General features: G+C 36.3%; 15 protein-coding genes and 1 pseudogene. 3 read left to right on the top strand and 13 right to left on the bottom strand.

The annotated features are described in order from the left end of the window. Nucleotides 1-15 precede the first annotated feature (15 nt). The 3 genes from J2R98_RS09840 to J2R98_RS09830 form a co-directional block, all read right to left on the bottom strand. The gene (locus tag J2R98_RS09840) at nucleotides 16-858 is read right to left on the bottom strand and encodes a sugar ABC transporter permease (RefSeq protein ID WP_307068505.1); all 843 of its coding nucleotides are present in this window, start codon (nucleotides 856-858) and stop codon (nucleotides 16-18) included. 1 nt (nucleotide 859) lies between these two features. Further along, nucleotides 860-2,152, bottom strand: coding sequence for a carbohydrate ABC transporter permease (locus J2R98_RS09835; protein ID WP_307068504.1), 1,293 nt, complete (start codon nucleotides 2,150-2,152; stop codon nucleotides 860-862). An 86-nt stretch (nucleotides 2,153-2,238) separates the two neighbouring features. Then, nucleotides 2,239-3,522 carry an extracellular solute-binding protein gene (locus J2R98_RS09830; RefSeq protein ID WP_307068502.1) on the bottom strand — a complete coding sequence of 428 codons (1,284 nt, stop codon included), beginning with the start codon at nucleotides 3,520-3,522 and terminating at the stop codon, nucleotides 2,239-2,241. Nucleotides 3,523-3,778: 256 nt separating this feature from the next. Here J2R98_RS09830 and J2R98_RS09825 point away from each other — a divergent pair. Beyond that, a pseudogene (locus tag J2R98_RS09825) lies at nucleotides 3,779-5,517 on the top strand (glycoside hydrolase family 13 protein). A gap of 104 nt (nucleotides 5,518-5,621) precedes the next feature. Here the strand turns inward: J2R98_RS09825 and J2R98_RS09820 are convergent. Both J2R98_RS09820 and J2R98_RS09815 read right to left on the bottom strand, forming a co-directional pair. Continuing rightward, on the bottom strand, nucleotides 5,622-6,185 hold the full coding sequence (locus J2R98_RS09820) for an NADPH-dependent FMN reductase (RefSeq protein WP_307068501.1): 564 nt from the start codon (nucleotides 6,183-6,185) through the stop codon (nucleotides 5,622-5,624). A 67-nt stretch (nucleotides 6,186-6,252) separates the two neighbouring features. Then, complete coding sequence (locus J2R98_RS09815) at nucleotides 6,253-6,780, bottom strand: DNA topology modulation protein (RefSeq protein WP_307068557.1); 528 nt, start codon at nucleotides 6,778-6,780, stop codon at nucleotides 6,253-6,255. Between the two features lie 285 nt (nucleotides 6,781-7,065). Between J2R98_RS09815 and J2R98_RS09810 the strand changes: the two genes are divergently transcribed. Next, nucleotides 7,066-7,638, top strand: coding sequence for a 3D domain-containing protein (locus J2R98_RS09810; RefSeq protein WP_307068499.1), 573 nt, complete (start codon nucleotides 7,066-7,068; stop codon nucleotides 7,636-7,638). Between the two features lie 43 nt (nucleotides 7,639-7,681). On the opposite strand, the gene J2R98_RS09805 is transcribed toward J2R98_RS09810, so the two are convergent. From J2R98_RS09805 to J2R98_RS09795, 3 genes are all read right to left on the bottom strand, one after another. Beyond that, nucleotides 7,682-8,098, bottom strand: coding sequence for an organic hydroperoxide resistance protein (locus tag J2R98_RS09805; RefSeq protein ID WP_307068497.1), 417 nt, complete (start codon nucleotides 8,096-8,098; stop codon nucleotides 7,682-7,684). 70 nt (nucleotides 8,099-8,168) lie between these two features. Continuing rightward, the gene (locus J2R98_RS09800; protein ID WP_307068495.1) at nucleotides 8,169-10,232 is read right to left on the bottom strand and encodes a putative bifunctional diguanylate cyclase/phosphodiesterase; all 2,064 of its coding nucleotides are present in this window, start codon (nucleotides 10,230-10,232) and stop codon (nucleotides 8,169-8,171) included. A 153-nt stretch (nucleotides 10,233-10,385) separates the two neighbouring features. After that, nucleotides 10,386-10,583 (bottom strand): cold shock domain-containing protein, encoded by a 198-nt coding sequence (locus J2R98_RS09795; RefSeq protein ID WP_017185847.1) that lies wholly within the window; start codon nucleotides 10,581-10,583, stop codon nucleotides 10,386-10,388. 259 nt (nucleotides 10,584-10,842) lie between these two features. Here J2R98_RS09795 and J2R98_RS09790 point away from each other — a divergent pair, with 259 nt between their 5' ends. Continuing rightward, nucleotides 10,843-11,598, top strand: coding sequence for a SurA N-terminal domain-containing protein (locus tag J2R98_RS09790; protein WP_307068492.1), 756 nt, complete (start codon nucleotides 10,843-10,845; stop codon nucleotides 11,596-11,598). 41 nt (nucleotides 11,599-11,639) lie between these two features. On the opposite strand, the gene J2R98_RS09785 is transcribed toward J2R98_RS09790, so the two are convergent. The 5 genes from J2R98_RS09785 to J2R98_RS09765 all read right to left on the bottom strand — a co-directional run bounded on the left by J2R98_RS09785 (nucleotide 11,640) and on the right by J2R98_RS09765 (nucleotide 14,829). Then, nucleotides 11,640-12,323, bottom strand: coding sequence for a class I SAM-dependent methyltransferase (locus J2R98_RS09785; RefSeq protein ID WP_307068490.1), 684 nt, complete (start codon nucleotides 12,321-12,323; stop codon nucleotides 11,640-11,642). A gap of 11 nt (nucleotides 12,324-12,334) precedes the next feature. Beyond that, complete coding sequence (locus tag J2R98_RS09780) at nucleotides 12,335-12,868, bottom strand: DUF4269 domain-containing protein (protein WP_307068488.1); 534 nt, start codon at nucleotides 12,866-12,868, stop codon at nucleotides 12,335-12,337. A gap of 6 nt (nucleotides 12,869-12,874) precedes the next feature. Next, a complete protein-coding gene (locus J2R98_RS09775) occupies nucleotides 12,875-13,216 on the bottom strand; it encodes an NIPSNAP family protein (protein WP_307068486.1) in 342 nt (113 codons plus the stop codon). 70 nt (nucleotides 13,217-13,286) lie between these two features. Then, on the bottom strand, nucleotides 13,287-14,330 hold the full coding sequence (locus tag J2R98_RS09770) for a hypothetical protein (RefSeq protein ID WP_307068484.1): 1,044 nt from the start codon (nucleotides 14,328-14,330) through the stop codon (nucleotides 13,287-13,289). Continuing rightward, complete coding sequence (locus J2R98_RS09765) at nucleotides 14,317-14,829, bottom strand: RNA polymerase sigma factor (RefSeq protein ID WP_307068482.1); 513 nt, start codon at nucleotides 14,827-14,829, stop codon at nucleotides 14,317-14,319. The genes J2R98_RS09770 and J2R98_RS09765 overlap by 14 nt, the downstream gene beginning before the upstream one ends. Nucleotides 14,830-14,886: the final 57 nt, after the last annotated feature.

The raw sequence follows: 14,886 nt of genomic DNA, 5'->3' as shown, positions 1-14,886 counted from the left end.
ACTCACCAACTTTCATTACCCTTTAGTTCCACCTGAAGTCAATCCTGATATTAAATACCTTTGAAGTGATAAAAAGACGAGTCCGATTGGGATTGCAATGAGCACTGCACCTGCAGCAAACTTTGTAAATTCTGCTCCATAGTTATTTGCGACCATATCGTATAAACCTACTGCTAACGTATAATTTTCTGGACTGCGTAATAATATTCTGGCTAAAATAAAGTCTGTAAAAGGTGTAATAAACGCAAACAAAGCAATAACAGCAAGAATCGGCTTTACTAATGGTAGAATGATCGACCAAAAGATTCGAAAATGACCAGCACCGTCAATTTTGGCTGAATCATCCAAATCATGAGGAATCGTTTCAAAATACCCTTTAGCTAGCCATGTATTCATTGGTAGTAAACCACCAACATAGATTAAGATTAATAAAATATGCGTGTCAATTAACCCTGTTACAACTGCTAAAATGTATATCGCGATTAATGCAGCAAAGTTTGGGATCATTTGTAAAATAAGAAACGTCATTAACCCATACTTTCTCCCCACAAAACGATAACGTGAAAATGAGTAAGCCATTAAGGCAATCATAATCACCGTTATAATCATAGTCGAAAAACAAATGATCAACGTGTTCATATACCAGATTAAATATTGACTTTCTTCTAAATTAAACAAACTCTTATAGTGAGTCAAAGTGGCATTATCAGGTATTACTTGAGAACTTGATAAGCTGTTACCCGGATTTAAAGATGAACCGACAATCCAAATAATTGGATATAAAATAACAGCAGAAACGATTAATATAACGAAATAAGTAAGAGTTAAACGGATGATTTTCTCTGTTTTCATACTCATATTACATCATCCCTTCTTCTTTAAATGCTCTTGTTCTTCTAAACTGCCAAATAGCAACCGTAATAACTAATAAAGATAATAGTAATGTGATAGCGGCAGCTTTACCATATTGTGATTGCTCTAAAGTTAGCTTATAAATCCAAGAGATTAATATATCTGATGAGCCAGCGTTTTGTCCTGAAACTGGCGGCCCACCACCATTAAATAAGAAGATTACGTTAAAGTTATTAAAGTTAAATGTATACTGTGTAATTAGTATAGGTGCGGATGCATACATAATGATTGGAAACGTGACGGATTTGAACTTTTGCCAAATTGAAGCACCATCAACTTTAGCCGCCTCATACAGTTCATTAGGAATCGATTGCAACACACCTGTAACCATAACAAAAATAAATGGAAACCCTAACCACGATTGAATCATAATTAAGGCGATCTTCGTGTATAAAGGATTGGTCATCCACGGAACTGGGTCTATACCGAAGAAATCGAGTATATGTATATTAATCGTACCGAACGTATTGTTGAACATCCCTGCAAAGACTAAAATTGAAACGAATGCTGGTACAGCCCATGGCAAAATAAAAATTGTACGAACCGTTCGTTTAAACTTTACACCTTCTTGGTTTAGCAATACAGCTAAGAAAATACCTATAGCTATTTGAATGGTTGTAGCTACAAATGTCCATACCAATGTCCAAGTAAACACACTAAAAAACGTACGGCGCCATAAATCTAGCTGAAAAATCTCGATATAATTTTTAAAACCAACCCATTCTATTAACCTAGCAGGAGGTCTATTGTTGACATCATAACTTGTGAACGATAGCAATACGACAAATATAATTGGAAAAATAACAACAAAGATTAGCAAGAAAAAACCAGGTGTAATCATTAAATAAGGAAAACCACTATCAATTAAGTTACGATATTGTTCTCTGATAGAAGGCTTACCTAATTGTTGATCTCTTCTTTTTCCTGCTTTAAATGCATCATAAATATTCAAACCATACAATAACAATCCAAATGCTAAAACGATGACCGCAATAATCCCTTGAACTAACAAGAATATTGAGTGGTCTTCCATTGGCACTTCACCAAGTGTAATTAACCCCCAAAAGCCAATATTAAAAAGGTCATAAAAGACGACAAAAAACGAAATAGCCGTAACCGTAAAAAATAGTCCTTTTAAAAACTGTTTATTATAATATTGCCCACCACCAGGAAAGATTGATAAATAAGCTGCTACCTTTCTATGTTTCGTTTTCAGCTCATCGTTTTCTTCAATATCCATCGAAAGGCCACCCCTTTCTTTATATTAACTATGTAAAAATATTGATGAAGCAGTACTAAACAAAGTACTGCTTCATCATTTGTGAATTACTCACCAAAGTTCGTTTCTATATTTGTTCTAATGACTTCAACAGCTTCATCTAACGCCTCTTCAGGTTCTTGATCACCAATTGCAATCAATTGTAATGCATCAGCCATTGGACCCCAAACTTCATCCATTTGAGGAATGTTAGGCATTGGAATTCCACGTTGTGACTGAATAGCGACTGCCTCAGCAACAGGGTCTTCAGCAATAGCTGGATCATCTATTAACGACGCAATCGGAGGAATCTCATTAACTAATTGGAAACGCTCTAATGAGTTTTCCTCATTTGCTAACCAAGTTACTAACTCAGTTGACCAATCTTTATATTCTGAGTAGTTACTCACATTCCAAGATTTAACACCTACAAATGTTTGTGCATACTCACCATTTGGTAACTCAGGCATTGGTGAAACACCAAAGTCTACACCTGCATTATTTAACCCTTGTACTGCCCATGGACCATCCATAGAAGCAGCTACACGACCTTCTTCAAATAAACCTGTTTTAGTCGAACCGCCTGCTTCACCAATAATACCGTCAGGGAATAAGCCTTCTTCATACCACATTTGAATATATTCAGCTGCTTCAACAGCACCATCGTTGTTAAGTCCGATCGTGCTAGGGTCTAACGTTCCATCTTGATCTTCAAACACAAAACCGCCATAAGATGCTAAGATTCCGTGCGCAAAGTAGTAGTTATCCCATAACGCTAAATAGCCATAGTTGTCTCCATCAGTGAAATCTTGAGAGAACTCAAATAGTTCATCAAATGTATCTGGAGCTTCATCTAAATGTTCTTTGTTATAAAACAAGACTGGAGTTTCTGTTGCTTTAGGTAATCCATACACTTCACCTTCGAATGTCACTGCATCTATAGATGATTCTGTATAAATATCTATAACATCTTGTTCAACTTCTAACGGAGCAATTAAACCTTGACTAGCCACACCGCCAATTTGATCGTGCGGTAATGTCAGTACATCTGGACCTGTACCAGCTGGTCCATCTAAGTTTAATTGTTCACGCTGTCTTGTTGCCATCTCTAACTCTTCAACAACAACTTCAATTCCATACTCTTCTTCAAAAGCTGCAATTGCACCTTCAATACCTTCTGCCTTATCTTCATCTGCCCAAACTAATAACTCTTCAGGCTTTTCTTGCTCTGGTGAGTCACCATCTGCACCACCATCAGAATCTCCACCAGAATCACGGTCTGGTCCACATGCAACTAATACAACTGAAGCTGCAAATACTAATACTAAAAACAAAAATAATCGCTTTGCCACTTGGGCCTCCCCCTTTTAATGATAATAATAACTCTTGTGAAAACGGTTGCACAAACTAACAAAATAGTAACTAACGCCATTTGTGAAACCGTTTGCATTAGTTGGGTTTATTATACACAAACCTACTATTATTTTGCAACATAATTTTCAAATAATTCTTTATAATTATTTATAGTACTTGAAATTATGGCTTCAATGTGTCATGATATTGCAAAATGAAAACGTTTGCACTAAAAGGTATATGAGGAGGAATACTATGCTAAAAGAAGCAATCCATCACCGACCAAAAAACAACTACGCTTATGCTTATAACGAAAATACGCTACATATAAAACTCCGGACTAAAAAGCATGACGTTAGCCATGTTCATTTAATTTATGGTGACCCTTTTGAGTATGTTAAGGACGAGCCTGTTCTTCATGAACAATCGATGAAAGTAGTTTACCAAGACGATTTATATGATTATTGGTTTGTTGAATTCGAACCTATTAACAACAGAACAGCATACATCTTCAAAATTTACGATGAACAAACGGAACCAGTGTATTTTACCGAAAGAGGTTACTTACATGAAATTCCGACAGATAACCCAGGTTTCTTTTTTAAGTTTCCTTACTTAAATAAAGTCGATGTTTTTCAAGCACCAGAATGGGTTAAGGATACTGTCTGGTATCAAATCTTCCCTGAAAGGTTTGCAAATGGGGATCCATCGATTAACCCAGAAGGTACATTACCATGGGGAAGTGAAGCTCCCTCACCTACAAACTTCTTCGGTGGCGATTTTGAAGGGGTTATGCAAAACTTAGACCACTTAGAAGAGTTAGGGGTAAATGGGGTATATTTCACCCCGATATTCAAAGCGCACTCAAACCACAAATATGATACGATTGATTATTTCGAAATTGACCCTCAGTTCGGTGATAAACAAACATTCAAAAATTAGTGGAAGAATGTCACAAACGTGGTATTAAAGTAATGTTAGATGCTGTATTTAACCATAGTGGTTATTACTTTGCACCATTTCAAGATGTAATAGAAAATGGTCAGGACTCAAGGTATGTTAATTGGTTTCATATTAAGGATTTCCCAATTCAAACTGAACCTAGACCAAATTATCACACCTTTGCTTATGAACCTAAGATGCCAAAGCTTAACACCGAAAACCCTGAAGTAAAACAATACTTATTAGATGTTGCTACTTATTGGATTGAGGAATTTGATATTGACGGATGGCGATTGGATGTAGCTAATGAAATCGATCACCAATTTTGGCGAGAATTTCGTCAAGCCGTAAAAAGAGCTAAAAATGACGTTTATATTCTTGGGGAGATTTGGCATGACTCAATGCCGTGGCTACAAGGTGACCAGTTCGATGCTGTCATGAATTATCCGTTCACTGAATCTACCTTAGACTTTTTCGCGCGTGCGCAAATAAATGCTGAACAGTTTTCAAACGACATTCAATATGTATTAGCTTCATACCCGGAAACGGTTAATGAAGTAGCATTCAATTTACTAGGAAGCCACGATACCCCTCGTGTACTTACTTTGTGTAATGGTGATCAACGAAAAGCATTGTTGATGTATCTCTTTCAACTAACATTTGTGGGAACACCTTGTATATACTATGGGGATGAAATTGCTATGACAGGCGGTCAAGACCCTGGATGTAGAAAATGTATGGAATGGGACATTGACCAACAAGACAGAGAGCTATTTGCGCAGCTTAGACAACTAATCAAGCTAAGAAAAACGATTCCTGCTTTAGGTCCAAACAGTTCTTTTCGTTTTATTCAAGCTGACAAACATCAAAACACTCTAATTTATGAACGAGCAAAAGGGCAATCAACTGTCACAATTGTCATTAATAATAGCGCTAATGATAGCTTTTATGATTCAACAACTGATTCTACAAACTTATTGACTAATGAAAACATCCTGTTAGGAGATCGAATTGAGATCCCACCTTTTAGTTTCATTGTTTTAGAATCGTAATAGTAAGTGGCTGAAACAAAACTACACAACAATACACAAAACCCGAACGAAATCTTATTTTGATTTCGTTCGGGTTTACACTTCATTGCTTTTGCCACAGCGTCTTACTTATTTAGCTGATTATCTTTAATAATCGCTTTACTCATCACCATGTAATGCGAGAACACTCGAACCAATTCATTGATTCTTTCTTTCACATCATGTTCGATGAGTTCATTATTAATCGAAAAATGGCCAGAGTATGTATAGACGTAGTTTGGTGTAATTAAGCAACGGAAGTAATCTAATATTGGCTTTAACTGATTCTCAATGACAAGATGATGTTGGATCGTCCCACCATTAGCTAAAATGGCTACAGGTTTATACTTCATAGCTTTGGGTGAAATTAAATCAAATAAGTTCTTCAAAGCACCTGGGATAGACCCTTGAAAAATAGGAGTTGCAACTATATAACCGTCTGCATCTTCAATACGATTAATAACTGATTGGGTTTCGTCTGCATATTGTTCTTTACTTCGACCATCAGCAAATTCTAATTGATAGTCCTCTAGATGTATATATTCGATTTCTTTTATTGCTGAGAATTGTTTTAATTGGCTCTCAACTTCTCCTAATAAAGCTTTCGTTTTCGAACCAACAACTGTTCCATTTATTAAAACAACTTTCACTCTTTTACCCCTCTCATTGATGAACGGATGATGATAAATTCTAGCTTATTATACTTCAGTATACGTGTCACATATCTTGCATACTTAAATTGGTTATATAATCTTCAGCTTCTTTAGGAGACTTAAACTCAATGATGTTAACATGTGAACCCGCATGTTGAAGTACTTCTTCTAGAATCGGCTTCTGATGCTTTGGAAAATCCCAAATGTACTTTAAGAAACTAATAGGTAATCGCTCTTGACAGCCTTCCCCCATATCAGGTCTTGTCGTGCCCCTATATTGAAAACGTCTCTTAAATGCTCGGAACAAACAAACGCGTCTAGGATAGTTTAAATAGATTACCGTGTCAGCTTTCGCCATTCGAAGATCAATTGTAGAAGGATAAAACCCATCAATAATCCACTCATTTCCCTTCACAATCTCTCTATTCAATTGCATCCACTCTTCTTGATCCATTTGGACCCAGTTAGGTTGCCAAAAGATTGAATCCAAATGAATAACGGGCATGTCCAACACCTCACCTAAACGACGAGAAAGACTTGATTTCCCTGCACCACTTGAACCTACAACTAAAATGCGGTTCAACCCATTCATCCTTTCTGACACTTCCCCCAATCATTGCAAACGGCCTAGTTGCAAATACCCATTAATTTAACTATATTATAAAACATTTTTCAACACCTATACGTAATCAATTTGACTTATTTATATGTTAGTAATATTTAGATTATTTACAAACAGTGTCATATAATTGTTATCTGTTCGTATAGGCACTGTGATTGACCTGTTAAACACAACTGTTATACTATCCCTCGGGCTTCAAAAACAAGGTAATAGTCCTATTGAAGTGAATTTTATCCATCTTTGGAGGTATTTTTAATGAAAAGAACAATAGTACTAATGTTGGGAGTCGGCTTGTTAATCGCCCTTCTATTAGTAGCTTTTGATTCCGATATAAAAGAAGCAAATACACATCAAGAAATGACAACTCATATATCTGAATTAGAGCAATATACAATGGGCTTAGAAATAGCCTCAACTCAACTAGAAACAAAAGAAAAAATTACACTGGTGGAACCTGAGCCAACACAACAAGTTGAACATAACGACTCTAGCAATGGCGAAAGTGATGTACAACACGTTAGTCAGCAGGAAGAAGCAACCGAAACAATGTATATGACAGCAACAGCATATACAGCCTATTGTGAAGGTTGTAGCGGTACGACTTATACAGGGATCAATTTAAGAGAAAACCCTGACCAAAAAGTAATCGCCGTTGACCCTGATGTTATTCCGTTAGGTTCAACAGTTTGGGTAGAAGGTTATGGAACAGCAGTTGCTGGAGATATCGGGGGAGCAATTAAAGGCGATCGTATTGATCTATTTATCCCTGATGAAGCTGAAGCAAAAAGATATGGTGTAAGACAAGTTAGAGTCGAAATTATCGACTAATTAAAAAAGCCGATCTCTGAAAAGGATCGGCTTTTTTGCTTCATTATTTTACTTTAGGCTCTAACTCAACTTCAATATTATTTCTCGTTGCTTTTGAGTAAGGGCAAACATGGTGTGCTTCATCCATTAAGGATTGAGCTTCGTCTTGAGACACACCTTCAATTTCTGAGATTAACTTAACAGCGATTTTAAATCCACCGTCTGATTCATCTTTCATGAAACTAACTTCTCCGTGTGTAGTAGAATCGATGTCTTTACCGTTATTTTTAGCTACTAGATTTAATGCACCATCATAACAAGCGGCATAACCAGCAGCAAAAAGCTCCTCTGGGTTTGTCCCTTTTTCATCCGTGTCTTCAGTCGGCATAACGACATTTAAATCAATTACACCATCTTCTGACTTAACGTGGCCACCACGACCACCTTTTGCTGTCGCTTTAGCTGTAAATAAGTGACTCATTAGCAACACTCCTTTAATATTTTCCTCTGTCTATTACATACCCGATTATCTCTTATATCATGCACTTAATTCAAACTTTATTATAAAACTTCTTACTATAGTACTGCTCATACCATTTAATTAACTCTTCAGAAGACATAGGTTTTGCAAAATAAAACCCTTGAAGCTCACTAGCCGCAGTATCTTCAATGATCTTAAGTTGTTCTAATTCTTCTACTCCTTCAACGACAACACCTAGTGATAAAGTTTTGCCAAGATTAATGACATCTATTAAGAACTGTCGTCCAATTGGATCATTTGTAATTCCATCTAAAAATGATTTATCAATTTTAACTTGATCAATTGGTAATCTTCTTAAATAGGTCAACGAAGAAAATCCTGTTCCAAAATCATCAAGTGCTGTTGAAACTCCTAACTCCCTCAAAGATTGAATAGTACTTAGAGCTTTTTCTTCATCTTCTATAATACTGCTTTCAGTCATCTCGAACTCTAATTCATGAGGATTTATATGATGTTTCTCAATTATATTCTTCACATCTGATATGAAAGCTTTTTCTGAAAGCGTACGGTTCGATAAATTAATTGCAACTTTCCCAAATTTAATTCCACATTCTTTCCACTGATTCATTTGTTTACAAACATGTTCGATTAACCATAATGTAATCGGATGAATAGCACCCGTATCTTCAGCGGCCGGAATGAACTGATTCGGTGGAATGAACCCTAGTTCTTCGTCTTCCCAGCGTATTAACACTTCTACACCGCTCACCTCAAAAGTTTGATTCACAACTTTAGGTTGATACTTCACGACGAGCTCTCGTTCATAGTCGATTAATCTTAATCGTTCTACTAATCGGTCTCTTAACCCTTCACGATGTAAAGAATCTGTGTACATAGCATATTGACCAATTAAATGTTCACCTTTTGTATTTAATACTGCATAGGCTTGTTCGACTAACTGGTTTGCACTTTGAGTTGTAGTTGGCTTACACGATAAACCGATACTAATGTTTAAGCCATAGTTCATGTTAGTTTTAGACAAATTAAGTAATTCCTTAGAAAAATTCTCTAGCTTATACTTATGATCGATTTCATTAACTAAAACAGCGATCTTTTTATTACTAATTCGATAAATCAACAGTTCTCGTCTCGAGAAGTTCTTACGATAAGCAAGTTTAATTTGGTCAACTAACACTTTAATTGTTTCATCACCAGTTTGATAGCTGTACTTATGATTAATGGTGTCCAAATCGTGTAAATGGATAACAGATAGTCCAAGATCTTGCGCCCTCTCAAACCCCTCTAACCTTTGATTGAACATTTTTCGATTCGGTAAATTGGTTAAGTGATCATATTGTTCCAAACGTTTTTCTAACTGGCGTTCAAACGACGTACTTGCGATTGAGAATAAAACAATACAAATGACACTAACCGTAACGCTAATGACTAAAATTTCAATTGAGTCGTGTCCATTATGGTTCATGTGTGCCATCGATTCATCTAAATCAAAGTAAGTTGCCATCATGCCTGTATAATGCATACTTGCCACACCAATACCCAATAAAGATGCTATGATTGCCTTATTAAGGCCTTTCATTTTTTCAGGCTGATTAATTAATATGTAAAGAGCTACTAATGAAATGATGATCGCAACTAAAACTGAGAATACGACCCCTGAATAATTATATCCAACAGTGCCTTGTTCTACGACAACCGCTTCCATGCCAATATAATGCATCGTGGCGATTCCGATACCCATAACAGATGAAGCAACAATTAATTGTATAGGGCTTCTCTTCTGTTCATATGCGAACCAAAAGGCAATAAAAGCTGCAACGATTGCTGGAATTACGGAAAATATAGTTAACACCCAATCATAACTCATCGGCGCTTGAACATGGTAGGCGGTCATACCAATAAAGTGCATTGACCAAATCCCTAACCCCATAGTTAATGAAGCTAATGCAACCCAATAATACGGGTGAATAAATCCATTATGATAAAGACGTTCATTTAACGTAAGTGCACCATAAGATGCAAAGATTGCGATCAAGACGGATAATACGACAAGTGAAGAGTCATGAGATCCTTTCACACTGATTGTCATTACCAAGCTGTAGTCATGAATATTCATTTTGATCCTCACTCTCTAGGTAAAAACTTACACTCATTTTAATACAAATGAGTGTATGATGACTAATTATAATTCTAATGAAGTAGCAAAATTTTTTATGAAATAAAAAAAGTGTGTAGCTTAGCGCTACACACTTTGTATATTGTAGGTCAATTACTGAGCAACTACGTTAGCTGCTTGTGGACCACGGTCGCCTTCAACGATTTCAAATTCAACGCTTTGACCTTCTTCTAGCGTTTTGAAACCTTCAGCTTGAATTGCTGAGAAGTGTACGAATACGTCGTCACCGTCTTGGCGCTCGATAAATCCGAAACCTTTTTCTGAATTAAACCATTTTACTGTACCTGTCATATGAAATGACCTCCTTAAAAATATCTTTGAAACAATTGAATCTTGTTACTTCAGACTTCATCTAAGAGAGGCCAATCAGTAATCATCGATATCAATCATTCGTTCAATTAATACTTTACTACCTTTCTGGGTAAAATGCAAGGGATAAGATAAATATTACAATTATTTTTCATTTCACACGTTTTCTTGTACTTACTAAAACCACTATGCTACAATGCATACTCGAAACATTTTATCAAAAACAAAGGATGTGTTCTTAATGAAGAAACTGCTATTACTATTAGTTTTAGCTATATTCTCAATCGTCATGGTCGCTTGTGGCGGTGATAATGGCGAAGAAGAAGGTGCACAAGAGGGTGACACACCTGATATGGAAGACGAATTACCTACTGATGAAGAAGACTTAGAAGATATGGAAGTTTCTGATGTAGATGAAGATGAAGTCGTTGCAACTGTAGATGGAGAAGAAATCTCAGGTGCCGAACTACTTCAAGGTGAACAAGCTGTAGGTCAACAATACGCACAGTTTGGCATGGATCCACAACAAAACCCTGAAATGATCCGTGAAGCAGCACTTGAACAAGTAATCAACTCAAAAGTTGTTGAATTAGCAGCAATTGAAGAAGGATTCGAACCATCTGAAGATGAACTAGATGAAGAAATTGACAACCAAATCTCTGGTATCCAAGAACAACAAGGTCTAGAATCTGAAGAAGATGTATATGAAGAGATTGATATGACTGAAGAAGAAGTCCGTGATGAAATCTCTACTATGCTTCTAATTAATAACTACTTAGAAGCGAACTTAGAAGAACCATCTGTTTCAGAAGAAGAAATTGAAGAAGCTTATGAAGAATATACAGCACAAGCTGAAGAAATGGAACAAGAGGTTGACGAGCTTGACGAAATGAGAGAAGTACTTGAACAACAAGTTATGCAACAAAAAGAATCTGAAAAAATGGAAGAAATGATTAACAATCTTCGCGACCAAAGCGATATCGAGATTTTAATCTAAATGACACTAAAAAGGTTGAGCACTAACAGCTCAACCTTTTTTTATTTCTTCAATATAAATAACCACATAAACGACAAGCTTTGTTTTAACTCATGTGATAATTGATTTAGGTGACTGTTATGAACACCTTGTTTGTAAACACCTTTTGATTCAACAACTTCAAATCCTTGCTCTAAAGCCATTTTCTCAAATTCCCAAGGCATCATTGTATTACATATTACCTCTTCACCATATAGCCTTCTATAGCTATGATTTCTCGGTCCAGCTGTTGGACCTAAAATGCCGAATAACATATAACCACCTGATTTAATAACACGTGCAACCTCTTTAAACGCATCTGCTGGTACTTCTGTCCACTCTAATGAATTAATCGCCATCAAGGTATCAAATGATTGGTCTTCAAATGGTAAATGTAGCATGTCTGCTTGAAGAAAATTCAACCGCTCCATGCCTTCAGTTAACCTACTTTGACATAAAGAAACCATTTCATGTGATAGATCAACGCCTGTTACTTCAAAACCTTTTTGCCAAAGTTTATATGAACCATATCCATCACCACACCCAAGATCTAACACCGAGCGCCCTTCAGGAACATGTTGTTCAAAAAAGGGGACAATCGTTTTACGACTGCCGCTATCCCACATTTCACGACTATTCGCATGCCAAAACGACGCCTTTTCATCCCACATCTCTCTTGCTTGTTCATGCCAATTCACATCACTCATCAACATACACCTCAATTAATAAAGCCTTTTTTCTCTCCGTATTCTAACAATCCTATGTAAGGATCACCATCGATTCCTAAAACTTCACAAAACGCAGGCTCTGTCTTATACCCTTTTTCTTTTAGCTCAATAACTTTACATTTCATGCTTTCATCTCTTTTTAAAACCTCTGCCTGAACAATCATATGTAAATAAGCATGTTGTTTATGTGTTGGTTGATTTTGACCAAACATTTCAAACTCAAAACCTTTAAAGTTAAAGTTCGCTTTCACAACATCTTCGTCCCTAATCCGTTTTCGTTCTAACTTAAAGTCTGACAAATGGCTATATAACTTTAATACCTTGTCTTCAAATTCACTAAAGTTCGTAACATAAAAAATGATGTCCAAATCAGAATCCTCTATGTCAATTTGTAAAGGGATTGTACCACATAAGATTGGATCATATCTTGAAAGATCATTTAAAATATTCAACTCATTTATAGCGGTTAAAGCTTTTTGCTGCCGATTGTTCCCGAACTCCATTGCTACTAATGGGGCAAACAAATCAAATCACCTCTCAACTGTAGAGTATATTTCTTCATCAATAACTGATACTAATTGTTCTGAAATGACATGATCACGACCACCATGCCTATTATACCACTCTATTACGCGTTTAACATGCTCTTGGTCACCACGTACTTTTTCTTCAATTTGTACATAAGCTTCATAACTGTCATATTCCCAAATCGCAAAAATTTCAACTAAACCATCTTGCTCAGTTGTCATCCATCGCCCAACTAAACGTGAGCCATATTTACGTTGTGTTGGCAATAAGTTTTCATTAAAATGCTTATTAAAAGCAACTACAAAGTCACTTTTCACTTGATACGTTTTCTTTCGATAAAACATTCGACCACCACCTAAAAACAAAAGCTTATTAGTAACATTTTACCAATAAGCTTTTATGAATTCTATATCGTTATTGATCAATGGAGTTAATTAGCAATTCTAACCTTGGCCATATGCCATCTCCAGCTTCCATTGGGTAACGGTACTCTACCATTAAAACCAGACTGTCAAGTTCTAAAAGGAAATAACCTTCTCCACTATCCACCGATTGTTGGAATCCTTCTAACGTCGTATCAAACCGCGACAGATCCATTTGGGAATCATCTAAGCTATGCTGCTCTACCATTATTTGTTGGGTTTCATCTAAGGTTTGGTCTTCAATTACACTTAATTCAACCTCCACCAATACTTCGTCATTATTATTATGATGTGTGACAGCATTATTACCCACTTCAACATGAGTTAAAAACTGATCCATTTGATACGTAATCCCATAAGGTTCAAGTTCATAAGTTGTTGCTTCAGATTGTTCTTCCATACCTTCTATCAAAATTGTAATTGGGTCGACTGTTAATTCCGTAACCGACAACGACTCTTCAATCTCTTCTAATTGCTCAAACTCTTCTAACACAACCGAGGCTTCAGTATCACCTTTCTTAACTGAAAACAATAACTCTCCTTCTTTTGGGAGTAAGCTTTCTTCAACAGATAAATTAAGAGTAAAAGAATAGCTACCCTCCATTTCATGAGTTATATTGTAAACTTCATCTCCTGCATTAGCAATCTTTTCTCCGTCAACCATTACAGCATATTTGAAGCTTTCAACCCCTTCTGGTGGTACTCCTCGCACCCGGTAATCACCATTTTCACCCTCAACTTCAATGGTTTCAACTATTTCAGAAGCAGTAACTGCTGTATCTTCTTCTATGTTTGTTGCTTGCTCAACTTGTTCATCATCTACAAACATCGTAAAGCTAATGACTGAAAACAGCGCAGCAGCTGCCATTGTTCCACCTAATACAATCCACTTCTGCCTCTTGTTCCGGCCTTTTTTCTTTTGAACATGTTTAATTAGATTTGAACGCATTTCAGCTTTCTTTTGTTGATCCATCTTTAGGTTATGGGCCTGTTGTCGTAACGACTCAACCTCTTTTTCCTCATTAAACCGATCCATCTTCAATACCTCCTTTACGTTGAAGTGCTTTTAAAGCTCTATGGTATGTGACACTAACCTTACTTTCCGACCAACCTAAAACGTCAGCTACTTCCCGAATTGACATTTCTTCAATCCCTCGTAATAGGAGCACTTCTTGATAATTCGGTTTCAATTCAGAAATAAATTTATTTAATAACGATTTTGCTTCTTTTTGTTCATAAATCTCTTCTGGTGATGCATCCAATTTAGGGTTTTTGTACTCTTCATACTGTAATAAGCGACGCCAATCCCGCACTCTATTTTTCCGCGTATGATCTATAGCTAAGTTTCTAGCAATACTCAACAGCCATGTTTTTGGACTGGAATCACCTTTAAAGGAGTCACTATGGTCAATTGCTTTAATAAACACATCTTGAACTAAGTCTTCAACATCTGGACTGCCTAATCTGAAGGCTAAAAACCGATACACATCATCAGCATATAAGTCGAACCATCTCGCAATTAAATCTTCATCCATGTCTTCCCCTCTCTTTCTGCCTCTTTAATTATTAGACGTTTTTACTGTAAATACCTT

The organism is Alkalibacillus filiformis (genome assembly GCF_030814115.1).
Classification (GTDB): Bacteria; Bacillota; Bacilli; order Bacillales; family Alkalibacillaceae; genus Alkalibacillus; species Alkalibacillus filiformis.
Note: the sequence above shows the minus strand (reverse complement) of the source record. Positions and strands in the feature narration are given on the sequence as shown.

Bases quoted from the DNA above. Each gene is read 5' to 3' on its own strand.
- J2R98_RS09790 (WP_307068492.1), top strand. From the start codon at position 10,843: ATGAAGAAACTGCTATTACTATTAGTTTTAGCTATATTCTCAATCGTC.
- J2R98_RS09795 (WP_017185847.1), bottom strand. From the start codon at position 10,583: ATGACAGGTACAGTAAAATGGTTTAATTCAGAAAAAGGTTTCGGATTT.
- J2R98_RS09775 (WP_307068486.1), bottom strand. From the start codon at position 13,216: ATGTTTTATCGAAAGAAAACGTATCAAGTGAAAAGTGACTTTGTAGTT.
- J2R98_RS09770 (WP_307068484.1), bottom strand. From the start codon at position 14,330: ATGGATCGGTTTAATGAGGAAAAAGAGGTTGAGTCGTTACGACAACAG.
- J2R98_RS09785 (WP_307068490.1), bottom strand. From the start codon at position 12,323: ATGAGTGATGTGAATTGGCATGAACAAGCAAGAGAGATGTGGGATGAA.
- J2R98_RS09840 (WP_307068505.1), bottom strand. From the start codon at position 858: ATGAGTATGAAAACAGAGAAAATCATCCGTTTAACTCTTACTTATTTC.
- J2R98_RS09765 (WP_307068482.1), bottom strand. From the start codon at position 14,829: ATGGATGAAGATTTAATTGCGAGATGGTTCGACTTATATGCTGATGAT.
- J2R98_RS09800 (WP_307068495.1), bottom strand. From the start codon at position 10,232: ATGAATATTCATGACTACAGCTTGGTAATGACAATCAGTGTGAAAGGA.
- J2R98_RS09815 (WP_307068557.1), bottom strand. From the start codon at position 6,780: ATGAATGGGTTGAACCGCATTTTAGTTGTAGGTTCAAGTGGTGCAGGG.
- J2R98_RS09810 (WP_307068499.1), top strand. From the start codon at position 7,066: ATGAAAAGAACAATAGTACTAATGTTGGGAGTCGGCTTGTTAATCGCC.
- J2R98_RS09805 (WP_307068497.1), bottom strand. From the start codon at position 8,098: ATGAGTCACTTATTTACAGCTAAAGCGACAGCAAAAGGTGGTCGTGGT.
- J2R98_RS09835 (WP_307068504.1), bottom strand. From the start codon at position 2,152: ATGGATATTGAAGAAAACGATGAGCTGAAAACGAAACATAGAAAGGTA.